Origin of the sequence: Janthinobacterium sp. PLB04, assembly GCF_021165895.1 — a bacterium.
GTDB classification, from domain to species: Bacteria; Pseudomonadota; Gammaproteobacteria; order Burkholderiales; family Burkholderiaceae_D; genus Janthinobacterium; species Janthinobacterium lividum.
The window spans coordinates 1,511,274-1,536,676 of the sequence record NZ_CP088968.1 but is presented as its reverse complement, the minus strand read 5'-3'; the positions used below and the strand labels follow the sequence as shown (position 1 = coordinate 1,536,676).

13 protein-coding genes are annotated in these 25,403 nt (G+C 62.4%); 7 read left to right on the top strand and 6 right to left on the bottom strand.

What is annotated here, in order from left to right; genetic code table 11:
- The first annotated feature begins 118 nt into the window (after positions 1 to 118).
- Both LSO07_RS06610 and LSO07_RS06605 read left to right on the top strand, forming a co-directional pair.
- Positions 119 to 2,794, top strand: a complete 2,676-nt coding sequence (locus LSO07_RS06610; RefSeq protein ID WP_151092926.1) for a TonB-dependent receptor — start codon at positions 119 to 121, stop codon at positions 2,792 to 2,794.
- A 357-nt stretch (positions 2,795 to 3,151) separates the two neighbouring features.
- On the top strand, positions 3,152 to 5,803 hold the full coding sequence (locus LSO07_RS06605) for a TonB-dependent receptor (RefSeq protein ID WP_070280979.1): 2,652 nt from the start codon (positions 3,152 to 3,154) through the stop codon (positions 5,801 to 5,803).
- A 186-nt stretch (positions 5,804 to 5,989) separates the two neighbouring features.
- Here LSO07_RS06605 and aroG read toward each other — a convergent pair whose 3' ends face one another.
- Positions 5,990 to 7,054 (bottom strand): 3-deoxy-7-phosphoheptulonate synthase AroG, encoded by a 1,065-nt coding sequence (gene aroG / locus LSO07_RS06600; protein WP_034782506.1) that lies wholly within the window; start codon positions 7,052 to 7,054, stop codon positions 5,990 to 5,992.
- Positions 7,055 to 7,538: 484 nt separating this feature from the next.
- Between aroG and LSO07_RS06595 the strand changes: the two genes are divergently transcribed.
- Positions 7,539 to 10,421 carry a TonB-dependent receptor gene (locus tag LSO07_RS06595; RefSeq protein ID WP_225317198.1) on the top strand — a complete coding sequence of 961 codons (2,883 nt, stop codon included), beginning with the start codon at positions 7,539 to 7,541 and terminating at the stop codon, positions 10,419 to 10,421.
- A 147-nt stretch (positions 10,422 to 10,568) separates the two neighbouring features.
- Here LSO07_RS06595 and tldD read toward each other — a convergent pair whose 3' ends face one another.
- From tldD to LSO07_RS06580, 3 genes are all read right to left on the bottom strand, one after another.
- Complete coding sequence (gene tldD / locus LSO07_RS06590; RefSeq protein ID WP_151092922.1) at positions 10,569 to 12,029, bottom strand: metalloprotease TldD; 1,461 nt, start codon at positions 12,027 to 12,029, stop codon at positions 10,569 to 10,571.
- 157 nt (positions 12,030 to 12,186) lie between these two features.
- On the bottom strand, positions 12,187 to 12,987 hold the full coding sequence (locus LSO07_RS06585; protein ID WP_034782501.1) for a carbon-nitrogen hydrolase family protein: 801 nt from the start codon (positions 12,985 to 12,987) through the stop codon (positions 12,187 to 12,189).
- A 30-nt stretch (positions 12,988 to 13,017) separates the two neighbouring features.
- Positions 13,018 to 17,202 carry a YhdP family protein gene (locus LSO07_RS06580; protein ID WP_191909594.1) on the bottom strand — a complete coding sequence of 1,395 codons (4,185 nt, stop codon included), beginning with the start codon at positions 17,200 to 17,202 and terminating at the stop codon, positions 13,018 to 13,020.
- 235 nt (positions 17,203 to 17,437) lie between these two features.
- Here LSO07_RS06580 and glnE point away from each other — a divergent pair, with 235 nt between their 5' ends.
- The 3 genes from glnE to LSO07_RS06565 all read left to right on the top strand — a co-directional run bounded on the left by glnE (position 17,438) and on the right by LSO07_RS06565 (position 21,312).
- Positions 17,438 to 20,191 carry a bifunctional [glutamate--ammonia ligase]-adenylyl-L-tyrosine phosphorylase/[glutamate--ammonia-ligase] adenylyltransferase gene (gene glnE / locus LSO07_RS06575; RefSeq protein WP_231773000.1) on the top strand — a complete coding sequence of 918 codons (2,754 nt, stop codon included), beginning with the start codon at positions 17,438 to 17,440 and terminating at the stop codon, positions 20,189 to 20,191.
- A 13-nt stretch (positions 20,192 to 20,204) separates the two neighbouring features.
- Positions 20,205 to 20,981 carry a YoaK family protein gene (locus LSO07_RS06570; RefSeq protein ID WP_070280971.1) on the top strand — a complete coding sequence of 259 codons (777 nt, stop codon included), beginning with the start codon at positions 20,205 to 20,207 and terminating at the stop codon, positions 20,979 to 20,981.
- A gap of 142 nt (positions 20,982 to 21,123) precedes the next feature.
- Positions 21,124 to 21,312, top strand: coding sequence for a hypothetical protein (locus LSO07_RS06565; protein ID WP_070260030.1), 189 nt, complete (start codon positions 21,124 to 21,126; stop codon positions 21,310 to 21,312).
- 57 nt (positions 21,313 to 21,369) lie between these two features.
- On the opposite strand, the gene gap is transcribed toward LSO07_RS06565, so the two are convergent.
- Positions 21,370 to 22,380, bottom strand: coding sequence for a type I glyceraldehyde-3-phosphate dehydrogenase (gene gap, locus LSO07_RS06560; RefSeq protein ID WP_010395244.1), 1,011 nt, complete (start codon positions 22,378 to 22,380; stop codon positions 21,370 to 21,372).
- 76 nt (positions 22,381 to 22,456) lie between these two features.
- A complete protein-coding gene (tkt, locus tag LSO07_RS06555; RefSeq protein WP_034782495.1) occupies positions 22,457 to 24,454 on the bottom strand; it encodes a transketolase in 1,998 nt (665 codons plus the stop codon).
- 188 nt (positions 24,455 to 24,642) lie between these two features.
- Here tkt and LSO07_RS06550 point away from each other — a divergent pair, with 188 nt between their 5' ends.
- A complete protein-coding gene (locus LSO07_RS06550; protein ID WP_151092918.1) occupies positions 24,643 to 25,368 on the top strand; it encodes a 16S rRNA (uracil(1498)-N(3))-methyltransferase in 726 nt (241 codons plus the stop codon).
- Positions 25,369 to 25,403: the final 35 nt, after the last annotated feature.

Here is a 25,403-nt window from a genome sequence, read left to right as displayed (position 1 = left end):
TGTGGCGCCAGTTCACTCATCCACACGCCTATTGCGCCAGCGCAAACCTTATCTCCTGCGCGCCTGTAAAACTCCCTTGCAAGCCACTTGGCCCATGACCATGCCACAGGAGTGTCAGATGACGCAAACCCGCAGTCCCTCCCCTACCTTGCGCCTGCTGTGCGCAGCCTTGCTCGGCGCGTTTGGCCATGCGGCCATGGCGCAGGAAACCGACGCCGCCGGCACGCCCGCCATGCAAAGAGTCGAAGTCACCGGTTCCTCCATCAAGCGCCTCGTCTCGGAAACGGCGACGCCCCTGTCCATCTTCAAGGCCGAGGATTTCGCCAAGCAGGGCTTGACGACGGCCCAGGAGGTGCTGGGCAGGATTCCCTCGAATGCGTCGAGCATGGGCAGCGGCAATGCCGTCGGCGGCAATACCAGCGGCTTGCCCACGGGCGGCCAGGCCAGCGCCGACTTGCGTGGCCTGGGCGGCGACAAGACCCTGGTGCTGCTCAATGGCCGGCGCATCGCCAACCATCCGTATGACGGCGCCAGTGTCGACCTGAACATCATTCCCATCGCCGCCCTGGAACGGGTCGAAGTGCTGCGCGACGGCGCCTCGGCCATCTACGGCACGGACGCCATCGGCGGCGTCATCAATTTCATCACGAAGCGCTCCGTCAACGTCACGAATATCACCGCCGAGATCGTTGCCCCACAGCACAAGGGCGGCGGCGAGCACCGCATCAACCTGTCGACGGGCTATGGCGAGCTCGACACGGATGGCTACAATATTTTTGGCGTGCTCGACTATCACAAGCAAAAAGTGCTGACCTCGCAAGACCGCGCCTTCTCGGCCACCGGCATCGTTCCCTCGCGCGGCCTGTCCATTACCAGTGGCACGACTTTCCCCGGCAATTACTTCGATGCGGCGGCCAACGGCGGCGACGGCCTGGCTGGCAATCCCTACGCGGCCAGCGGCTGCCTGCCGCCGCTGTCGGTGCCGGCCGTGCCGGCGAATGGCACTTGCCGCCAGGATTACACGCGCCAGATTGACAACTTGCCGGCCCAGCAACAACTGGCCTTCTTCGGCAAGGGCGCCTTCAAGCTCGGTGGCGGCCACCTGGCCACGCTGGAATATCTGCATTCGGAAAACAAGGTGAAAGCACGCACGGCGCCGCCGCCGCAAACGGGCTTGATCTTGCCAATTAGCAGCAAATATTATCCGGGCAATGCGGGTGGCGTGCCAGCCCAGCCAGGCTTGTCGGGCCAGCCGCTAAGCGTCAACTGGCGCCCCGTCGAGGCAGGCCAGCGGCAAATCGATTCCACCGGCAAGGCCGACCGCCTGGTGCTGGCGCTGGAAGGCGAACTGGCGGGCTGGGATTACAAGACGGCGCTCAGCCATGCGATCAGCAAGTCGTCGGAAAAGTTCACGAACGGCTATGTGCAGGATGCGGGCTTTGCCTCTGGCGTGCTGAACGGCATCCTGAACCCGTTTGGCGTGCAGGATGCCGCCGGCAAGGCTTACCTGGCCAGCACGGCCCTGCGCGGCGAAGTGCAGAACGCCAAGGTCACTACCACGGGTGTCGACCTCAAGGGCAGCCGCGATCTGATGCAGCTGGCTGGCGGCCCGCTGGCCATCGCGCTCGGCGGCGAAATGCGGCGCGAAAAGGCCGACTTCAACGTGAACCGCGATATCGCCGGCCAGGCCGCCAGTTCCGGCTTGTCCGGCTCGCTGTCGAAGCGCGGTGCGCGCACGATCCAGGCCGTCTTCGGCGAAATCAACTTGCCGCTGATCAAGGACCTGGAAGTGCAGCTGGCCGCCCGTTTCGACCATTACAGCGACGTGGGCAGCACCACCAATCCCAAGCTGGCCCTGCGCTACCAGGCCAGCAGCGCGCTGGTGCTGCGCGGCTCGGCCAGCACGGGTTTCCGTGCCCCAACCCTGTTTGAAAAGAATGCGCCGCCGTCGAAGAACGATACCAACGATAGCTATGACGACCCGATCTTGTGCCCCGGTGGCGTGCCGCAACCCGGTGCCAATCCCTTGCGCGATTGCGACTTGCAGCAGTTCAAGCTACAAGGCGGCAATGAAAACCTGAAACCGGAAAAATCCACCACCTTCGCCTTCGGCCTGGTGCTCGAACCGGTGAAGGAAGTGACGGTGGCCATCGATTACTGGAACATCCATCTGAAGGACAAGATTGCATCCTTGCCCGAGCAATCGATCTTCGGCAACTACGAAAAATACAAGGCCTTGTTCCTGCGCAATCCCGACGGTTCGCCCTACGCCATTCTCGACCTGAACGACAACCTCGGTGAAGTGAAAACGGACGGCATCGATGTCAGCCTGAATGCGCGGCTGGGACGCGGCGCGTATGGCGATGTCAGCGTATCGGTCGACGGCACGTGGACCCGCAAGTACGACTACCAGAACGAGCGCGGCGGCGCCTTCATCGCCAACGTGGGCCGCTATGCGGACAACAATCCCGTGTTTCGCTGGAAGCATATGGCGGCGCTGAACTGGCGCAAGGGTAACTGGGGCGCTACCTTGTCGCAATCGTTCAAGTCCGGCTACACGGACCAGAATCTGGTCGCGCCGCCATACCGGCACGATGTGCCCTCGTACAGCCTGCTTGGACTGTCGGGCAGCTATGCGTGGAAAGGCTTGCTGCTGACGGCCGGCGTGAAGAACCTGCTGGACAGGGAGCCGCCGTTTTCGAACCAGGGCACCTTGTTCCAGAAAGGCTATGACCCGCGCTACACGGACCCGATCGGGCGCGCCTGGTACCTGCGCGGCAGCTATACGTTTTAAGGGGAGAAATTCAGATCGGCAAATAAAACAGGCAGCGCTGGCAACAGCGTACCAGCAACAGAAAAGCGGCGCCATCAGCGATGATGTGCGCCGTTTTATTTTACGCATCTGAGCCAGTCTGACAAGGGTTCGCGATACTTTATTGCTGAAGGATTATGAAAAAAACAGGGAAATGTTGCATTTCGTCCAAAAAGTCCGCACGAAATTGACAATCTGAATCGTGAATGTTTTGATGAGGGCCCTGAAAATTTACAGAATTTTCATTGGTGGATTTTCAAAAAGGCAAATAAATTGTTGGTTAGCAACAAGTTATTTCAAAATAATTGCCGCCTTTATCACAATAACAAGGAATTTCAGATGATGATAGAAAATGTAATATCGCGATCGCTGCGCCTGATGTTTGCAGGCGGCATGGCCCTGAGCATGCACGCCGCGTATGCACAAGAAACAACAGATAGCCCCATGCAACGCGTGGAAGTCACCGGTTCGAGCATCAAGCGTCTGGCATCGGAGACAGCGCTGCCGATCACCTCGATCAAGGCCGACGATTTCGCCAAGCAAGGCTTGACGACGGCGCAAGAAGTCCTGTCCACCATTTCCATGAACCAGAGCTCGCAAAGCAGCTCGCAATCCGTTGGTTCCGGTACTGGCGGCCAGTCCGTCGCCGACCTGCGCGGCATCGGCGGCGACAAGACCCTGGTCCTGCTGAACGGCCGCCGTATCGCCAGCCACCCGTTCAACGGTTCGTCTGTCGACCTGAACATCATCCCGATTTCCGCCCTGGAGCGCGTCGAAGTGCTGCGTGACGGCGCTTCCGCCATCTACGGCACCGACGCCATCGGCGGCGTGATCAACTTCATCACCAAGCGTTCCGTCAAAGGCGGCTCCGTCACGGTCGAACATTACGAGCCACAGAAATCGGGCGGCGGCGACGAGTCGCGCCTGAACCTGTCCGGCGGCTATGGCGACCTGAACAAAGATGGCTTCAACGTCTTCGGTGTTGTCGACGTACATCGCCAGTCGGCGCTGAGCACGGCCGACCGTTCCTTCTCGAAGAGCGGCTACATCCCGAGCAAGGGCGTGGATAACCTGAGCGGCACCACCTTCCCTGCCAACTTCTACGATACGGGCAATGGCCTGATCGGCAACCCAGCCTTTGCCGGCGGTTGCGTGGGTGAAAACCTGTACAAGAATACCTCGGGCAAGAGCACGTGCGCCATGGATGTCACGCCATTCATCCAGGCCATTCCGAAAACCCAGCAGGAATCCTTCCTGGGCAAGGCCAGCTTCAAGCTGAACCAGGATCACCTGGCCACCATCGAATACCTGCACTCGCGCAGCACCAACGAAGCGCGCATCTCGCCGCCGCCGATGTCGAACATCGGCATCCTCATGTCGTCGAGCTCGCCGTACTACCCGGGCGGCAGCGGCGGTGTGCCAGCCATGGCAGGCCTGTCGGGCGAGCCGCTGGACATCAGCTGGCGTCCAGTGGCGTCGGGCCAGCGCAGCGGCTTCGACACCAGCACCTCGGATCGCCTGGTACTGGCTTCCGAAGGCGTCCTGGGCGCATGGGACTACAACGTCGGCCTGAGCTACTCCGTCAGCAAGGCCACCAGCGCCTTCACGGGCGGCTACCTGAATGACCAGCGCATCATCGACGGCATCGGCAATGGTATCCTGAACCCGTTCGGCGAGCAAAGCGCCGCCGGCCAGGCCTACCTGAATGACTCCGTCCTGAAAGGCGAGTACCTGAGCGCCAAGATGACCAGCACTGCGGTCGACGCCAAAGTCAGCCGTGAGCTGTTCACCCTGCCGGCAGGCGCCGTCGGTTTCGCCGTCGGTACGGAATTCCGCAACGACAAGGCGGAATACAATGTGAACCGCGACCTGGCTGGCCAGGCGTCGAGCTCCGGCTACGCCGAAGCGCAGAACCAGTCGGGCAGCCGCAACATCGCCGCCATCTTCTCGGAACTGAGCATTCCTGTCGTGAAAGACCTGGAACTGTCTCTGGCAGCCCGTTATGACCACTACAACGACGTCGGCGGCAGCTTCAACCCGAAAGTCGGCGTGCGCTGGCAGCCAACGAGCCAGGTGCTGCTGCGCGGCTCCTACAACACAGGTTTCCGCGCGCCAACGCTGTATGACCTGCATGGTCCGCAAACCAAGACCTTCACGGCCAACAAGTATGACGATCCACGCCTGTGCCCAGGCGGCGTACCGATCCCTGGCGCCAACAGCAACGTCGCCTGCGGCGCGCAGCAATACATCCGTTCGGGCGGCAATCCGGACGTCGGCCCGGAAAAATCGAAAACCTTCAGCGCCGGTATCGTCATCGAACCGACGAAATCGCTGACCGTCTCGCTCGATTACTTCAAAATCAAGCTGCGCGACAAGATCGGCACCGTGGCCGAACAGACCCTGTTCGACAACTACGATAAATATCAAAGCAACTTCATCTACACGGCTGACGGCAAGCTCGATTACGTGCTGGCCACCCTGGGCAACCTTGGCGAAATGCACACTTCGGGCATCGACCTGGGCCTGAACTGGAAATTGCCACGCAGCCAGTACGGCAACTTCACCTTCAACTTCGATGGCACCTGGGTACAGAAGTATGAGTACCAGAATGAGCGCGGCGGCGAATTCGTGCAAAACGTGGGTGTGTATGGCGACAATGCACCGGTATTCCGCTGGAGACACAATGCCTCCCTGCAATGGAATATGGACAAGTGGAATGCCACGCTGTCGAACAAGTACATGAGCGGCTACCGCGACCAGAATTATGTCGATCCGCAATTCGAGCAAAGCGTCAAGGCTTACTCGGTGTGGTCGCTGTCGGGCGCGTACTCGGGCTTCAAGAACACCGAAGTCACCGTGGGCGTGAAAAACCTGCTGAACGAAGATCCACCGTTCAGTAACCAGATCGGCACATTCCAGTCCGGCTACGATCCGCGTTACGCTGATCCGCTGGGCCGTACTTTCTACGTGCGCGCTACCTACAAGTTCTAAGTACACCTGACATAAGCTACTGCGCGTCGCGATTTGCGGCCTGCGATGCTCACTGTGCTCAAGCACAGTTCCGCGTCTCGGCCGCAACTTGCTGCCGCTCGCTACGCTTCTGTCAGGCGTCTTGAATGCATTAAAAAAGCCCGGAAAGCTTAGCTTTCCGGGCTTTTTTTCATGCTGCGCGCCACGTTATTCCGCGTCGCCCTGCAAGCGGCGCTGCCTGACGGCCGCCGCCAGGTTTTCCAGCACGGCCACGCTGGCGCTCCAGTCGATGCAGCCATCCGTGACAGACTGGCCATAGATCAATTCCTTGCCCGGGATCAAATCCTGGCGTCCCGCCACCAGGTGCGATTCCACCATCACGCCAACGATGCGGCCATCGCCCGCCGCCACCTGGCTGGCGATGTCGGCGCACACGGGGATCTGGTTTTCCGGTTTTTTCGAGCTGTTCGCATGCGAGGCGTCGATCATCAGGCGCGCCGCCAGGCCTTGTGCCGCGATCGCCTTGCACGCCTCGTCCACGCTGGCTGCGTCATAGTTCGGGGTTTTCCCGCCGCGCAAGATGATGTGGCAATCCTCGTTGCCGTTGGTCGAGACGATGGCCGAGTGGCCGCCCTTCGTGACGGAAAGAAAATGGTGCGGCTGCGAGGCGGCCTTGATGGCTTCCACGGCGATCTTCACATTGCCGTCCGTGCCATTCTTGAAGCCGACCGGACAGGACAGCCCCGACGCCAGCTCGCGGTGCACCTGCGATTCCGTCGTGCGCGCGCCGATGGCGCCCCAGCTGATCAGGTCGGCGATGTATTGCGGGCTGATCACGTCGAGGAACTCGGTGCCAGCCGGCAAACCCAGCTCATTGATATCGCGCAACAGTTCGCGCGCCATGCGCAAGCCGTCGTTGATGCGGAAGCTGTTGTCCATGTACGGATCGTTGATCAGGCCCTTCCATCCCACCGTGGTGCGCGGCTTCTCGAAGTAGACGCGCATGACGATTTCCAGTTCGCCCGCGAAACGCGCGCGCTCCTTGACCAGCAGACGCGCATATTCCATGGCCGCCTTGGTATCGTGAATGGAGCAAGGCCCGATCACCACCATCAGGCGGTCGTCCTGGCCATGCAGGATACGGTGCAGGGCAATGCGGGCGCTGGCAGCGGTCTGTTCGGCTTGCTCCGAGCAGGCAAATTCGCGGATCAGGTGGGACGGCGGGGTCAATTCCTTCATTTCGCGAATACGCAAATCATCGGTGCGGGGCATCATTTTCTCCAAAATTTAAGGATGGGTAAAACATCTGGGTAAAAAAAAACCGCCATGAGTGGCGGTTTTTTAGAATTTGCTGGGATCTCGTTTTGCTGCTACGTGAACCGACCGCTACTCCACCGCCTTTGGGTTGGAATTGCTAAAGTAAAAATAAGCGGTAAAAAAGTGGCGAGCGAACATGCGAGTCATCCGTAAGTGATGAACGACTATAAACCTAAATTGCAAGGGTTGGCAAGCATATTTGTCGGCAAAGCCGCATACCACCGTCCTTTTACACTGCACAACACGCAAAAAAGCATAAAAAGTTGCGCGCTATGACTCTCGCTGTGCATCTGCGCTGTGACTCTGCATACCGGACGCCACCGCTGTGTCCGTCGTGGCAACCACGCCACGCCAGCCATTCTATCGACTAGAAGCGGGGCACTACTTGATCTAGATCAATTCCAGCGTCGCGGGACGGAGAAAACTCAAGGACGTATCGATGACCTTTGACTGCCTGACCTTTCCGGAGAACCGCATGATCCCGACACCATCCTTACAGTCCACCACCTTTTCACCACCCAGACTGGGCCTGGCACTGGCCAGTGCGCTGCTGAGTCTACCCGTCCTGGCGCAGGATGCCGCGCCGATTGCCCGCGTGGAAATCACCGGCTCGAACATCCGCCGCGCGCAGGCGGAAACGGCTTCGGCCGTACAAACCCTGAACGCGGCCGACATTGAAAAGTCGGGCAAGTCCAGCGTGGCCGAACTGCTGCAGACCCTGGCCGTCGACAACCAGGGTTCCGTGCCCACGTCCTTCGGCAACGGCTTTGCCGCCGGCGCTTCCGGCGTGTCGCTGCGGGGCCTGGGCACGGCCTCGACCCTGGTCTTGCTGAATGGCCGCAGGGTGGCGCCGTATGGCCTGGCCGACGATGGCCAGAAAGTGTTTGCCGACCTGAACATCATTCCCCTGGAAGCGGTGGAACGGGTGGAAATCCTCAAGGATGGCGCCTCGGCCATCTACGGTTCGGACGCCATCGCCGGCGTGGTCAACGTGATCCTGCGGCGCGACTACCAGGGCACGGCCATCAAGGGCAATTACGGCAAGACCAAGGAATGGGACGGGCGCGACGCGCGCGCCGCCATCACGCACGGCTTCGGCGACATCGACAGCGACCGCTACAACGTGCTGCTGAATCTCGAATACAGCGAAAAGGCCGCCATCTGGAACCGCGACCGGGCCGGGCGGGGAGCCGTCGGCCGCAGCGACTTGCGCGACCTGGGCTTCAGCGCGCAGGAGTCGCTCAGCGGCGCGGGTGCCATCACCACCAACAATGCGGCCGGCAGCGCCGTCAACGGCAATGTGCGCAATCCCGACACGCTCGACTACTACAACCGCGGCAATCTCGCCGGCGCGGGTTTTACGCGCGCCTTCCCCGGCGCCGCCTGCGGCAACTTCACCACGCATCCGCAAGGCGACCCGGGCGGCGGCTGCCTGACCGATGCTGCGCAACAATACGGCCAGATCCAGCCGAAACAGAAGAACATCAATTTCTTTGGCCGCGCCGCCTGGCAACTGACGCCAGCGTTGCAGACGTATACCGAATTGAACGTATATCACAGCGAATCGCACTCGGCCACCACGCTATCCACGGTCAGCGGCTCGGTCGGCTACCCGGGCGGCCCTGTCAGCAATGCGGGCGTGTCGCTGGGTGCCGCCCACCCGGACAATCCGTATTTCGGCACGGCGGCGCGGCTGCGCTACCTGGCGGCCGACGTGGGGCCGCGCCTGTCGGAAGTCAATTCCACCTTCACGCGCTTCGTCGCCGGCATCAAGGGCGCGGTGGCGGGCTGGGATATCGACAGCGCCTTGCTGTACTCGCAGAACAAGGTGTCGAACGACTTGAACGGCTACCTGCAGCGCGACGTCGCCTTCGCCCTGCTCAACCCGACTACCGCGAATGTGGCGGCGGCCAGCCTGAACCCCGCGTATGCGGCCCTGCCGGCCGGCAGCCTGTGGCGCATCGCGGAAAACGCGGGCCTCAATTCAGCCGAGCTGTACGCGGCCCTGTCGCCACGCATTTCCAACGATGCCAAGACGCATATCGCGCAGATCGACTTCAAGGCCAGCCGCGAGGTGGCCAAGCTGGACGGCGGCGGCCTGGGCGTGGCCGTGGGTGCCGAATTCCGCCACGAATCGACGGAACTGAAGCCCACCACGGGCACGGAGCGGGGCAATATCATTGGCCTCGGCTATTCCGCATACAAGGGCAGCCGCAATGCTTCGGCCATCTATGCCGAGGTGCTGGCGCCCGTGCTGAAAACCGTGGAACTGTCGGGCGCCCTGCGCGCCGACCATTTCACCGACGTGGGCAATTCCTATACCCCGAAAGCGGGCGTGAAATGGACGCCCCTGCGCGAACTGGCCCTGCGCGGCACCTTCGCCAAGGGTTTCCGCGCCCCCAGCGCGGCGGAAAACGGCATCGGCGGCCTGGCCGCGTTCTCCACCGCCAGCGATCCGCTGCGCTGCGGGCTCGGCGTGGAAGCGGCTTGCGATCCAGCCTCCATCGCCGTCATCACGTCGCCCAATCCCAAGCTGTCGCCCGAACGTTCGCGCAGCTATTCCGTGGGCGCCGTGTGGGACCCGCTGCCGCGCACCAGTATTTCCGTGGATCTGTGGCAAATCCGCCGCAAGAATGAAATCAATCAGGAGCAAACGGACACCGCCATCGCCGAAGGCCATGTGGCGCGCGACCCGTCGACGGCCACGGGCATCGCCGGCGATCCGGGTGCCATCACGGCCGTGCTGGCCAATTATGTGAATTCGGCGCAAACGACGGTGCGCGGCATCGATATCGACGCGCGCCAGCGCTTCAGCCTGGGCAGCGACTATGGCAGCCTGGTATTCGACCTGAAATGGACGCATCTGTACAAATGGCTGCGCACGGAGCAGGATGGCACGCAGCGCGATTTTGCCGGCACGCATGGCAATTGCGATGTGTCCAACTGCATGGGCACGCCGGACGACCGCATCAACCTGGGTGCCACCTGGGAGCGCCAGGACTGGCGGGTCACGGCCAACGTCAACTACCGCGCGCCGCTCGACAACGTGCTGTTCAAGAATGACCCGGACGGCTGCGCCACGCATTTCGCCGACGGCACGGATGCCCCTCGCGGCTGCCGCATCGCCTCGTTCACCACGGTGGACCTGACGGCCCGCTGGCTGGCCACGCCCAAGCTGGAAGTGTTTGCAACGGTGCAAAACCTGTTCGACAAGATCGCCCCGCTCGATCCGCTCACATATGGCGCCACGGGCTACAACCCGCTCGACTACGCGGGCGCGGCAGGACGCTTCATCAGCGCGGGGGTGAAGTACAAGTTCTGAATTTCGTCATATTTTCAACGTATCAGGCGTTTCAGGAACCGTAGCGAGCAAGCACAATATTGGGTTGAGTAGCGCAGCTGTACTTCAGGTACAGCGAGCAACGCAAACTCAAGAGTGGGCTGCGCAGTAGGTTCCTGAAATGGCGATCTAAGCCGTCCCGCCGACCGTGATGCCATCCAGGCGCAAGGTCGGCTGCCCCACGCCCACGGGCACGCTTTGCCCCTCCTTGCCGCACACGCCCACGCCCGAATCGAGGCGCATGTCGTTGCCGATCATGGAAACGCGGTTGAGCACGTCCGGGCCGTTGCCGATCAGGGTGGCGCCCTTCACCGGGTAGCTGAGCTTGCCGTTTTCAATCATGTACGCTTCGCTGGCCGAGAAGACGAACTTGCCGTTCGTGATGTCGACCTGGCCGCCGCCGAAGTTGACGGCGTACAAACCGTTCTTGACGGACGCGAGGATTTCGCCCGGGTCCTTGTCGCCGCCCAGCATATATGTATTCGTCATGCGCGGCATGGGCAGGTGGGCGAACGATTCGCGGCGCGCATTGCCCGTCACGGGCATCTTCATCAGGCGCGCATTCATGGTGTCCTGGATGTAACCCTTCAGGATGCCGTCCTCGATCAGGGTCGTGCACTGCGTCGGGTTGCCCTCGTCATCGATATTCAGCGAGCCGCGCCGCCCCGCCAGGGTGCCGTCATCGACCACGGTGACGCCCTTGGCGGCCACGCGTTCGCCGATGCGGCCCGAAAACGCGGACGAACCCTTGCGGTTGAAATCGCCTTCCAGGCCGTGGCCGATCGCTTCGTGCAGCAGGATGCCGGGCCAGCCCGGTCCCAGCACGATGGTCATGGGACCGGCGGGCGCCGGGCGCGCTTCCAGGTTCACCAGGGCCGAATTGACGGCGTCCGTTGCGTATTGTTCCAGCACGGCATCGCTGAAATAGTCATAGCTGAAACGCCCGCCGCCGCCGGCCGAGCCCGTTTCGCGGCGGCCATTCTGTTCCGCGATCACCGTCAGCGAGACGCGCACCAGCGGGCGGATGTCGGCCGCCAGCACGCCATCGCTGCGCAGCACCAGCACCACGTCGTATTCGCCGGCCAGGCCCGCCATCACTTGCACCACTCTGGGATCTTTCGCCCGCGCCATCTTTTCCACGCGTTCCAGCAATTGCACCTTGGCCGTGGCATCTAGCGAGGCGAGCGGATCGTTGGGCAGGTACAAGGAACGGCCGCCCTGCGCAAGCATCTGGCCCGCGATCCTGATTTTGCCGCTACCTGCGCGCGCGATGGTACGCGTGGCCGCCGCCGCTTCCAGCAGGGCCCGCTCGGAAATATCGTCGGAGTACGCAAAGGCCGTCTTGTCGCCAGACACGGCACGCACGCCCACACCCTGGTCGATGGAAAAACTGCCCGTCTTGACGATGCCCTCTTCCAGGCTCCAGCCTTCGCTCTTGGTCGACTGGAAGTACAGGTCGGCATAGTCGACCTTGTGCGTAAACATCGTGCCCAGGGCTTTCAACAGCTTGTCTTCATCCAGGCCGAACGGCGTGAGCAGGATATCGCGCGCCACGGCCAGGCTGGACAGATTGGGTTCAAATGGATTCATAGCTTTGCACTCGCTAATTATATTCAACTCATTCTCAGTACCTGACAGAAGCGTAGCGAGCGGCAGTGATTTGTGGCCGAGAAGCGCAGCCGTGCTTGAGCACGGTGAGCATCGCAGGCCGCAAAGCGCGACGCGCAGTAGCTTATGTCAGGTATCCTCACATAGTGCGGTGCGCCAGGGCAGGCAGCGACTCGCGCACGCCGGCCAGGAACACCAGGTCGATCTCGCCGCTGACCACGCCCTCGCCTTCGGGCAGCACGGCTTTCACTTCGCCCCACGGGTCGATCAGCATGCTGTGGCCCCACGTGCGGCGGCCGTTCGGATGCAAGCCGCCTTGCGCCGAGGCCAGCACATAGCACTGGTTTTCGATGGCGCGCGCGCGCAGCAGCACTTCCCAGTGGGCGCTGCCCGTCGTATGGGTAAACGCGGCCGGCACGACGATCAGCGCGCAATCGCCCATGGCGCGGTACAGCTCGGGAAAGCGCAGGTCATAGCAGATGGACAGGCCGACCCGGCCGAACGGCGTCTCGATCGAGCGCACCTGCGCGCCCGGCACGATGGTGCGCGATTCATTGTACGACTCGGTGCCGCGCGTAAAGCCGAACAGGTGGATCTTGTCGTAGCGCCCGGCCGGCGCGCCTTGCGGGTCGTACACCAGCGTCGTATTGAGTACCTTGCCCTCCTCACCGGAAATCAGGGGCAAGGTGCCGCCGATCAGCCAGATGCCGTGCTGGCGCGCCATCTGCGCCATGCCATCCTGGATCGGTCCGCTGCCGGGCTGTTCCGCATGGGCCAGCTTGTCCGTTTCCTGCTTGCCCATGATGGCCCAGTATTCGGGCAGCACCACCAGCTGCGCGCCACCGGCGGCGGCCTGCGCCACGAGCCGGCGCGCCGTGGCCAGGTTGTCTTCCACGGAGGGCGAGGAAATCATTTGTACTGCTGCGACTGTATGCATCATTGCCACCTCTTATCCATTCGAACGCCTCGCCTATTTCGCCACGGCCTCCACGGCTGCAGCGGCAGGCACGGCGACAGGTTCCAATTTACCACCATCGAGCTTGGTCACGACGGGCGATTTCCACGGGCCGGCGATCTGCATGTGGTAAGTGAGCGCCTTCATCACGGGAGCGCGCAAGAACAATTGCGCCAGGAAACTGCCCAGGCCGATGACGGGGTTGACGGCCAGCGCGTACACGAGCGGCCCCGTGCCCAGGTTAAATTCGGGGATCACCACCACGTGCAAATTCGTCGTTTCATTGGCGATATCGGCCGTGCCATCCATCAGCACGGTGGCCGCCACGCCATGCATCTTGAGGTTGTCCGTGGTCACGACGCCGCGCTTGATGCTGACGTTGGCCGTGATGCCGTCGAAGGCCAGGCCTTCGGAAAACACGTCGTGGAAATCGAGTTTCAGCAAGCGGGGCAAGGCTTGCAGGCTCAGCACGCCCAACAGCTTGGCCGCGCCCGGATCCTGCTTGAGGAACTGGCCCGATTCCACGTTCATCTCGATCTGCCCCGACAAGGTGGGAATGTCGAGCGAATACGGCAAGCCATTCCAGGCGATGTCACCGCTCAGGCGGCCCTTGCCGCGACGCACCGTATCGGCAAAGCCGAAGCGGTCGAGCAACTTGCCCGCATCGACGATATCGAGGCCAAAACGCAGGCTGGTCGTGCTTTGCCCATCCTTGATGACCCATTTGCCATTGCCGCTCAGCGCGCCATCGGGGTTCGACAGCTGCAGCTTGCCCACGCGCCACTCTCTCCCGCCCGCCGCCATGGTGTTATAGGCTTGCAACTCCAGCCGGCCGATCTTCTTGTTGAACAGTTCAAACTGCTCGGCGACGATATCGAGCGAAGGGATCGACTGGGCGCCACTTTTTCCTTCCAACAGATTCTTCACGTCGTTGGCGGCCGACTCGGGAATAATCAGCGACGACAGGCGCGCCGTCATCTTGCCCAGGCCGGACGGCGTTTCCAGCCACGTTACATAGCCGGACACCTGCTTCGCGTCAATATTGGCTTGCCACACATCCTTTTGATGGGTGGCGCCCACGACCACGTTTTCCAGCTTGCGCTCGCCCAGCATCAGTTCGCTGGCACGGGCCGCCATCATGTCAGGCACCACGTATTGCGCAATATCGGGCGCATCGTCGGCGGCGCCGCTGTCGGCGGGGGCCGTGCCGCTGCCGGCGATTTCACTGCCGGCGGCAATCCAGCTGTCCACGTCCAGGGTTTTCATGTTGACGTTGAACATCATGCCGCTGTCCGGTTCCGGCGCCGGCACATTCACGCCGATGCCGCCGCGCACCAGGCGCCAGGCATCCTTGCCCTGCTTCTGGCGCTGGTAGCGGGCAGCGATGCCGGAACCCAGCGCGATGCGGATATCGTCCGTGCGCAAGCCCGCGCCGTTGGCCGCATTGCCCGTCAGGGTGAATTTCACGGGCAGGCTGTCGCCGGCCGGCTTTTTCAGGGGGGCGGGGAAATCCAGACCCAGGCCCGTCAGCGGCGACTCGACATTGACCACCACCTGGTGGTCGCGCGCAGTGATCAGGCCGCTGTAACGGGCGCCGCCATTCAAATGTTTCGCCAGGCGCTGCAGCACGGGCGCCGGATAGGTCTTGCGCAAGCCGTCGATCGTCATGTTGCCGGCCAGTTTCACCTGGATGGAACTGTCCGGCTGCGTGCCGCCCGAAATGGCCAGCGGCCCGCCCAGCAGGCTGCCATTCAAGCCATTCAGGTTGACGCCTTTTTCGTTGAATTCGATCTTGCCCTGCGTGCCAAGCACGGGCGGCATGTCGTGGAACAGCACCACGTCGTTGCCCGCCAGCTGCAAGCTGCCCTGCACGGTCGACTCGAGCATGCGCTCCGTCGGCAAGTGCAATTTGAGGGCCAGCTTGGCATTGCCCGTTGCCGTCGTTTCATCCGTGAAATGCTCGATCCAGCCGAGCACGGGGCTGGCCGTCACGTACTTGAGGAATTCCTGCATCGGGCCGGCCGCATTGCCCTCGATATCGAGCAAGGTGTCGAAGACAGTCAGGTCGGGGATCACGGCTTTGACATTCGTCAAGGCCACGCCGCCCGTGGTGGCCGTGTCGCCGCGGATTTCCATGCGTGCCCGCTCGAACACGAAACTGCCCTTGATCTTTTCCGCCTGCGGCCACAGCGGTGCCTTGCCGGCCAGGGGGCCGCTTTCCGCAAATTCGCCGGGCGCGTAGTTCAGCGTGCCATTCTCGATCTTGCCGGCCACGCGGAAGTCACCGCGATTGCGCTGGGCCGGGGTGTCGGCCTTGAAAGGGAAATGTTCGAGTTCGCCGCGCAGGCGCAGGCTGACATCGCGCGCCACGCCGCCCTCCAATGCGCCCGTCAGCCAGTGGCGCAGGTGTTCGGGCGTTTGCAGCGGCAGATAGCGGCCGATGGTGTTGATCTGGAAGTTGTCGATCGTACCCGTCACATCCACCTGACCCAATTTGCTGCCGTCGAGCGGCAAACGCTGCGAACCATGCAAGGCGACCCGCATGCCTTGTTGATTAAAATCAAGCCTGTCCAGGTCAACTTGCAGCATATTGTCTGCTTGGAAAGCCCAGCGCGCCTCCATTTCGAATTGTTCGAACGGCAAGGCCGGCTCACTCAAGTAGGAGGCCAGTTGCAATACCAATCCCTGTGCATCGATATCGATCTTGCCGCCCTTGTCGCTGGCGTCGATACTGCCCGTCAAATGATCGAAACCGGGGATAGCCGGTGCGGCCGCCTGCGCAAGGCTGGTCGCCGTCTTCGCCACGGCCAGGCGCGCCGGCTGCGCATTCAGGCCCAGATCGATGAGCTTGCCACGCAAGCGGTAGCTGGCCGGCGTCGCCATCTCGCCTTCCCATTGCGCAGAAAAATCCTGCAAACGCCCGCGCGGCGCCAGGGCGTCGAGGCGCTGGCGCTGCTGTTCGCCCAGCGGCAGCTTGTCGGCCAATGCGGCCAGGGTCTGCAAATCGAGCGACTTGGCCGTGATTTCCGTACGCGCCGGCTTGCGCTTCGTGGCGGCAACAAAGCGTTCGGACAGGGTCGTGGGCGGCAGGCTGAGGCCATCGCGGGTTTCCACCGCAAAATTCGTCAACTCGACCTGGTGCCCATTCGCGCCAAAGGTGGGCTTGCCGTCCGGCACCTGCGCCGACAACTCTTCCTTTGCCGAAATGCGCCCGCTGACCGACAGCAAGTCGAGCGGCGCGATATGTTCGCCCAGCTGCGCCTGCACATCCGTCAAGCCCACGTCGGCCGTGAAGCCGGCCAGGCGCGCGTGATCCAGGCTCAACCAGGCGCGCAGGGCGCCCTTGCCCTGGCTCAATTCAAACGGATAGTCGAGATAGCGGCGCCAGGCGGCCAGGTCGGCATTTTTCAGGTCGGCGTACAGTTCCCCCTTCCACATCGACACATCCGAGATGCGCGTGCTGAAAGGCGGATGCGTGAAGTGGGCGCGCACATCGATGGGCGCGGCCAGGCTAGGGGGCGGCGTGGCCTGCAAGCCCAGCCGGTGGCTGCGCCAGCGGTTGCGCAACAGCACATTGACCTGCGATAAAGCCAGCTCGGGTGTGCCGCGCGCTTCATCCGTCCAGCGCACCTTGCCGTCGCGAATGATGATGTCATGCTGCGACAGCAGCCAGTCGGCGCCCTTGCCATCGCTGCCTTGCGTGCTGTCGATCAATACCCCGGCTACGTACAGCTTGCCATCCTTGCTGCGCCGCACGTCCAGGTCGGGCCGCGTGATTTCCAGGGTAGTAAAGCGCACGGAGCCAAGCACGCTCCACCACGACACGGTGGCCGATATGCTCGGCAGGCTCAACGCCTGGCGGCCCGCCTGGTCGCGCAGGGTCACGTCGCCAAGGAAAAGATTCGGACGTACGCCATGCCAGGAGGCATAAATGCGCGCAATGCTGACAGGGTTGCCCAGCGCGCGGCTGGCCGCCCGCTCGATATCGCCTTTGTAGTAATCGATATTCGGCAAGATCGCGTAGCGCAGGAATAAAAACAGCACGGCGAAGGCGAAGTACGCCAGCAATACCAGTTTGATGGTAAAACCCAACACATGGTGGGTGGCCAGGTTGGCCATGCGATAGGCGGCACGCAGCCGCTGCCAGCGCAGGGCCAATGGCACATGTTCTGTCACGCTTGCTTCTGGCGGTTTTTGCATCAATAAGCTAATAAACTGGCCCGGCGTCAAATAATGGCAAAAATCGTCTGCATTCGTGGTGCGCGCCTGCATCCTTGCGCTTGCGTCTGAGCAAAGCCTCCCTTACCATCGTCCGGAAGAGCACGCACTGCCGGCGGTATTGGGCCGGCGGCACAATTTTACCGCATCCCCCGCCGTTCGCAGCCAAGTTAAGCAAGAACATGCACGCAGCATCCACGAGACACTTACCGATACCATGAGCACACAGCCTTTGATCTCCGCCTCCCGTTTCTACCAGCGCTGGCTGGACGCCGCCCCCGAGCGCGCCGCGCAGGTGGCGCAACTGGTGCGCGCGCCGCTGGACGGGCTCGACTTTGCCGCCGAGTTGGCCGCCCAGGCGAACGCCGCCACGCCGCCGCTGCCGCCCGAGCGGGCCATGCGCCGCCTGCGCAACCTGCTCGTCTGCGGCCTGATCGCGCGCGATCTTGGCGGCCAGGCCGACTTGAACGAAGTCGTCACGGCCATGACGGGCTTTGCCGATTTCGCCATCCGCACGCATGTGGACGCCATCATGGCCGAAATGGTGGCCCTGCACGGCATGCCTGTCGGCGAGGAGTCGGGCGAGGAGCAGGCCTTGATGGTATTGGCGATGGGCAAGCAAGGCGGCGGCGAACTGAATGTCTCGTCGGATATCGACCTGATCTTTGTCTACCCGGAAGATGGCGACACGCAAGTCACCATGGCGGGCCAGCGCAGTCTGTCCAACCACGAGTTTTTCATTCGCATGGGCAAGAAACTGATCGCCGCCCTGGCCGAGATCACGCAAGATGGTTTTACTTTCCGCGTGGACATGGCCTTGCGTCCGAACGGCAACTCGGGTCCGCTGGCCGCCAGCCTCAGCATGGTGGAACAGTACCTGATCGTGCAAGGGCGCGAATGGGAGCGCTACGCCTGGGTCAAGGCGCGCGCCGTAACGGGCAAGGCCGAGGATATCGCCTCGCTCGACGCCATCGTGCGCCCGTTTGTCTTCCGCCGCTACCTCGATTTCGGCGTCATCGATGCCATCCGCACCATGCACGGCCAGATCCGCGCCGAGGTCAACCGCCAGGAACGGCTGCACCCGGACCGCAGCAACAACGTCAAGCTGGGCCGTGGCGGCATCCGCGAAATCGAATTCCTCGCGCAAGTGTTTCAGTTGATACGGGGCGGGCGCGACGCCGAGCTGCGCGAACGTTCCACGCGCGCCACCCTGCGCACGGTGGCAGACAAGGGCTTGCTGGAGCCGGCCATCGTGGAACAGTTGCTGGGTTCCTACACCTTCCTGCGCAACCTCGAACACCGGCTGCAATACCTGGACGATGCGCAAACCCACACCCTGCCCGCGAATGACGCCGACCGCCTGACCGTGGCGCAGATGATGGGCTTGCCCGACACGCCCACCCTGCTGGCCCAGCTGGAAGCACACCGCGTATTTGTCGCCGGCCAGTTCGACGAGATGTTCAGCGACAAGAGCAGCGGCACGCCGCCGGCCGACACGGGCATCGACCCGCAAACCTCGAACGACTGCGCCGCATCCGACCAGCAGGAAGCCATCGAAGCGCGCTTTGCCGCCCTGGGTTTCCATGAGCCCGCCGCCTGCGCGCGCCGCCTGCTGGCCACGTGGCAGGCGCCCCGTTTGCAATCGTTGCCCGAGGCGAGCCGCACGCGCCTCGTCGCCCTCGTCAATTCCGCCCTGCCCCTGATCACAGATTGCTCCGTTTCCAACGGCAATGCCAGCCAGCTGGCCACCCTGGGCCGGCTGCTCGATTTCCTGGAAGCGATTGCGCGCCGCTCGGCCTATCTGTCGCTGCTGACGGAATACCCGCATACGCTCGAGCGCGTCGTGCGCATGGTGTGCGCCAGCGGCTGGGCCGCCACCTTCCTCACGCAGCACCCGATCCTGCTCGACGAGTTGCTCGATGAGCGCATCCGCAACACGGTGCCGGACCCGGCCGCCCTGGCGCTCGACCTGCAGCGCCAGCTCGACGACGCGCCCGGCGACACGGAGCGGCAGATGGATATCCTGCGCGAAATGCACCACGCGCAGCTGTTCCAGTGCCTGGCGCAAGACCTGGCGGGCGACCTCAGCGTGGAAAAACTGGCCGACTACCTGTCGCAGCTGGCCGACATCATCGTCGCCGCCACCGTGCAAGCCGTCTGGCAAACCTTGCCGACGCGCCACCGCGACGTGCCGAAATTCGCCGTCATCGCGTACGGCAAGCTGGGCGGCAAGGAACTGGGCTATGTGTCCGACCTGGATGTCATTTTCCTCTTCGACGACGACGACCAGGAAGCGCCCGGCCTGTACGCCAAGCTGGCGCAACGTTTCATTACCTGGATGACCTCGCACACGTCGGCCGGCATTCTGTTCGATATCGACATCGCCCTGCGTCCCGACGGCGCCTCGGGCATGCTGGTTTCCAGCGTGCAGGCATTCGAGCGCTACCAGAGCAGCGCGGCCTGGGTGTGGGAACACCAGGCGCTCACGCGCGCGCGCTTTTGCGCCGGAGATACCACCATCGGCAAGCATTTTGAGCGCATCCGCGACACGATCTTGCGCAAGGAGCGCCCGGAAAACGGTCCGCTCAAGGGCGAAGTGGTGGCCATGCGCAAGAAGATGCTGGATGCGCATCCGCCCCGTCCGGGCAGCTTTGACTTGAAGCAGGATCCGGGCGGCATGATCGACATCGAGTTCATGGTGCAGTACCTGGTGCTCCAGCATGCGGCGCAGTATCCGCAACTGACGGCCAACTCGGGCAATATCGCCCTGCTGCGCCTGTGCGGCGAACTGGGACTGATCGACGCCCAGCTGGCCGCCCTGGTCGCCGACGCCTACCGCGCGCTGCGCAAGCTGCAGCACCAGTTGCGCCTGCAGGGGCAGGACCTGGCCCGCGTGGAACCGGAGCGCGTGCGCGTGCATGCGGATAACGTCGTGCGCCTGTGGCAAGCCATCTTCGGCGCCGCAGCCTGAGGCCGGCCCGGGCATGCCGCTCCATTACCTGTCGCGCCTGAGCGGCTCGGCGCGCGATACGCAAGCCAACCTGCAGCTGGGCTGCGTGCTGGCGCTGGTGGCGGGCGCCGTGAATGCGGGCGGTTTTCTCGCCATCGGCGGCTATACCTCGCACATGACGGGCATCGTCTCGGGCATGGCGGATGACCTGGCGCTGGGCAATATCACCGTGGCCCTGGCAGCGCTGGGCGCATGGCTGGCCTTTGTCAGCGGTGCGGCCGTCACGGCCATCATGGTGAACTGGGGCAAGCGGCGCCGGCTGCACAGCCAGTTTGCCGCCAGCCTGCTGCTGGAAGCAGCCTTGCTGTTGCTGTTCGGCTTGACGGGTAATTACCTAGCCGCCATGCCCGACGTGCTGGGCCCCGTCACCATCTTGCTGCTGTGCTTTGTGATGGGATTGCAAAACGCCATCATCACCAAGATTTCGGGCGCCGTCATCCGCACCACGCACGTGACGGGCCTGTCCACCGATATCGGCATCGAACTGGGCAAGATGGCATATTACAACCGGCGCCACCTGCCGGACCGGATGGTGAAGGTCAACCGCGGCAAGCTGAGAACGCACAGCCTGCTGATCGCCTGCTTCTTCATCGGCGGCGTCAGCGGCGCCCTGGCCTTCAAGCACATCGGTTTTCCAGCCGCCACCATCCTGCTCGCCGGCGTGCTGACCCTGCTCTCCGGCGTGCCCGTGCTGCGCGACTTGCGCCTGCTGTGGCGCTTTTACCGGCGCCGCCTGCACGCATGGCGTTAGTTAGCAGGAATATTTTTCTTTATAGCAATAAATTACTGATTTTAATGCTAATATTTTTCTGCGTCTGGCCGGTTCACCATGCCTGCCGTGGCGGCCTTTTGATTTGACACCCTACCGTTGTCCAATTGTGAAAGCGAGAAAAATGATTTCCATTAAAAAAGCCCTGTTTATCTTTGCCATCGCCGTCGGCGCCGCAGCTTCGTTCTCCAGCACGGCCGCCGTGCGCGCGTGGATTCCGTCGGAAAACTGCGACTACATCCTCAACATGTGCTACCAGGGCGTCGAGGCGTCGTGCGAGCAGTGGCGCAACCAGTGCGAACCCAAGGAATAAGCTGGCAACAGACGAAAAAAACGCCCCGAAGGGCGTTTTTTGTATGCTAGCCAGGAATTACTTGGCCGACATCAGTGCGACGGTGGTGTCGAGCATGCGGTTCGAGAAACCCCACTCGTTGTCGTACCACGACGATACTTTCACCAGACGGCCCGACACTTTGGTCAGGGTCGAATCGAAGTTCGACGAAGCCGGGTTGTGGTTGAAGTCGATCGAGACCAGCGGTTCGGTCTGGTACGTCAGGATGCCTTCCAGCGCGCCTTCCGAAGCGGCCTTCATCAGGGCGTTGACTTCTTCCACGGTGGTGTCGCGCTTGGCGATGAAGGACAGGTCGACCAGCGACACGTTGATGGTCGGCACGCGGATGGCGAAGCCGTCCAGTTTGCCATTCAGCTCAGGCAAGACCAGGCCCACGGCGGCAGCGGCGCCCGTCTTGGTCGGGATCATGCTCATGGTGGCCGAACGGGCGCGGCGCAGGTCTTCATGCATCACGTCGGACAGCACCTGGTCGTTGGTGTAGGCGTGCACGGTGGTCATCAGGCCCGTTTCGATGCCGATGGCGTCGTTGAGCGGCTTGACCAGCGGTGCCAGGCAGTTGGTGGTGCACGAAGCGTTCGAGATGACGGTGTCGGTCGATTTCAGTACCGAGTGGTTGACGCCGAACACGACGGTTGCGTCGACATCCTTGCCGCCTGGTGCCGAAATGATGACTTTTTTCGCGCCGCCCTTCAAGTGAGCCGAAGCTTTCTCTTTGGTGGTGAAGAAGCCCGTGCATTCCAGCACGACGTCCACGCCCAGCTCGCCCCATGGGATTTCAGCCGGATTGCGCTGTGCGAATACGCGGATCGGATCGCCATTGACGATCATGTTGTCGCCTTCGACGGTGACCGTGCCCGGGAACTTGCCGTGCGCGGTGTCATAGCGGGTCAGGTGGGCGTTCGATTTGGCATCGCCCAGGTCGTTGATGGCAACGATCTGGATATCCTGTTTCTTGCCGCCTTCGTAGAAAGCGCGCAACACATTACGGCCGATGCGGCCGTAGCCATTGATTGCAACTTTGATCGTCATACTCTGCTCCTGATTAAAAAAGAAGGTACATGCACGGCCCTGGCAAATGCATCGCCAGGGCCGTTAGAAATCAATATTAGCCAGCGATAACGGCTTTGACCTTGGCCACGACGTTCTCGACCGTGAAGCCGAAGTGCTTGAACAGCACGCCAGCCGGAGCCGATTCGCCAAACGTGTCGATACCAACCACGGCGCCTTCCAGGCCCACGTATTTGTACCAGAAACTGGTCACACCCGCTTCGATAGCCACGCGCGGCACGCCTTTCGTCAGCACGCTGGCCTTGTAGGCGGCGTCCTGGCGGTCATACACGTCGGTCGACGGCATCGACACCACGCGCACGTTGATGCCTTCGGCGGCCAGCGCGCTGGCGGCGGCGACAGCCAGTTCCACTTCGGAACCGGTGGCGATCAGGATCGCCTTGGCATCGGCCACGTCGTTCAGCACATAGCCGCCGCGGTAGATGTTCTCGATCTGTTCGGCGCTACGCTCCTGGTACGGCAGGTTCTGGCGCGAGAAGATCAGGGTCGACGGGCCATCCTTGCGGCGCACGGCGGCGCCCCAGGCAGCGGCCGACTCGACGGTGTCGCATGGACGCCAGTTGTCCAGGTTCGGGATCAAACGCATCGACGAAACGTGCTCGACCGATTGGTGCGTCGGGCCGTCTTCGCCCAGGCCGATCGAATCGTGGGTGAACACGAAGATCGAACGCAGTTTCATCAGCGCGGCCATGCGCAGGGCATTGCGGCTATAGTCGGAGAACGTCAGGAACGTGGCGCCGAACGGAATGTAGCCGCCGTGCAAGGTGATGCCGTTCATGATGGCGCTCATGCCGAATTCGCGCACGCCGTAGTTGATATGGTTGCCCGGCTGGCCCGAACGCACGGCTACGCACTCTTTCCAGTTGGTCAGGTTCGAACCGGTCAGGTCAGCCGAACCGCCGAGGAATTCCGGCAGGGACGAAGCCAGGGCCTGGATGGCGTTCTGGCTGGCCTTGCGGGTGGCGATGTTTTCTTTTTTCTCGACGCAGGAAGCGATGGCGGCCGACAGCGCCGTTTCAAACGCGGCTGGCAACTCGCCCTGCATGCGACGCGACAATTCTGCGGCTTGCTGCGGGAATTCACGGCTGTAGGCGGCAAAGCGCTCGTTCCAGTCCGCTTCCAGCAAGGCACCTTGTTTCTTGGCATCCCAGGCCGCGTACACGTCGGCCGGCATCTCAAATGGCGCGGCATCCCAGCCGATGTATTCGCGTACGGCAGCGATTTCCTTGTCGCCCAGCGCGGCGCCGTGGACCTTGTCGCCGCCTTGCAGGTTCGGCGAACCCTTGCCGATGATGGTCTTGCAGCAGATCAGGGTTGGCTTCGATGCGGTCTTGGCGGCGGCGATGGCGGCAGCCACGGCGGCAACATCGTGGCCATCGACGGCGCGGATGACGTTCCAGCCGTACGCTTCGAAGCGGGCCGGGGTGTCGTCCGTGAACCAGCCTTCGACTTTGCCGTCGATGGAAATGCCGTTGTCATCGTACAGGGCGATCAGTTTGTTCAAGCCCAGGGTGCCGGCCAGCGCGCACACTTCGTGCGAAATACCTTCCATCAGGCAACCGTCGCCAACGAAAGCATAAGTGTAGTGGTTGACGATATCGTAGCCAGGCTTGTTGAATTCAGCAGCCAGCAATTGCTCCGACAGGGCCATGCCGACGGCGTTGGCGATGCCCTGGCCCAGCGGGCCGGTAGTCGTCTCGATGCCTGGCGTGATATCGACTTCCGGGTGGCCCGGGGTTTTCGAATGCATCTGGCGGAAAGCCTTGATGTCATCCATCGACAGGTCGTAACCGGTCAGGTGCAGCAGCGCGTAATGCAGCATCGAGCCGTGGCCGTTCGACAACAGGAAACGGTCGCGGTTCTGCCATTTTGGATTCGCGGGATTGTGGCGATAGTGACCACTCCACAGAGCAACTGCGATCTCGGCCATGCCCATTGGCATGCCTGGATGGCCGGAGTTGGCCTTTTGTACAGCGTCCATTGCCAGTGCGCGGATCGCATTGGCCATTTTGGTAGTTGGGAGCGTAGTTGTCATGATGGTGTGGGTCAGTCGCGAGTTTGGGATTCGTTTGCAACAGCACGGACAGGGAAGCCGGCTGCTTTCTGTGGTCAAGTATTTTACCAGACTGGGGGGCCGCAAATTAGAATTGCGGCGTACTGGCCAGCCAAATGGCTATACTTTGACGTCTTTCCACCCCACATATACCCCCGTTGAGGATTTGCATGCCGCGTTTTTTCTGCCCCCAGCCGCTCGTTGCCGGCACCACCATCGCCCTGCCGGAGGCTGTCGCCCACCATATCCAAGTCGTGCGCCTGGCGCCGGGCGATGTCATCACACTGTTCAATGGCGAAGGCGGCGAAGTGCAAGCGAGCCTGGTGACGGTTGCCAAGCGCAGCGTGACGGCTGAAATCCAGACGCACATAGCGCGTGAAGCGGAGCTGCCGTATGCCGTGACCCTGGCGCAGGCGCTGCCGGAAGCATCCAAAATGGACTGGATCATCGAAAAAGCCATCGAACTGGGCGCGGCCGGCATCGTGCCGCTGTCGGCCCAGCGCTGCGTCGTGCGCCTGTCAAGCGAACGGGCCGAGAAAAAACTCGCGCATTGGCAAGGCATTATCGTTTCCGCTTCGGAACAATGCGGGCGCAACCGCCTGGCGCAGCTGGCACCGCTGCAGGATTTCAATAGCTGGAGCAGCCAGCAAGATTTACATAAACGCATCATTTTGACGCCGCGCGCGGAGCAGTCGCTGGCCGACTGGGCCCGCCACCAGCCGCCGCAAGCCATCACCGTGATGGTAGGACCGGAAGGCGGGTTTTCGGAAGCGGAAGAAAAGGCGGCCCTGGCCGCCGGCGCCATCGGCCTGGCCATGGGCCCGCGCATCCTGCGCACGGAAACGGCGGGCCTGACGGCATTGGCCACCTTGGGCGCATTGTGGGGCGGGATGTAAGACACCGTCACGACGCCCTACAAAAGCGCGCCGCC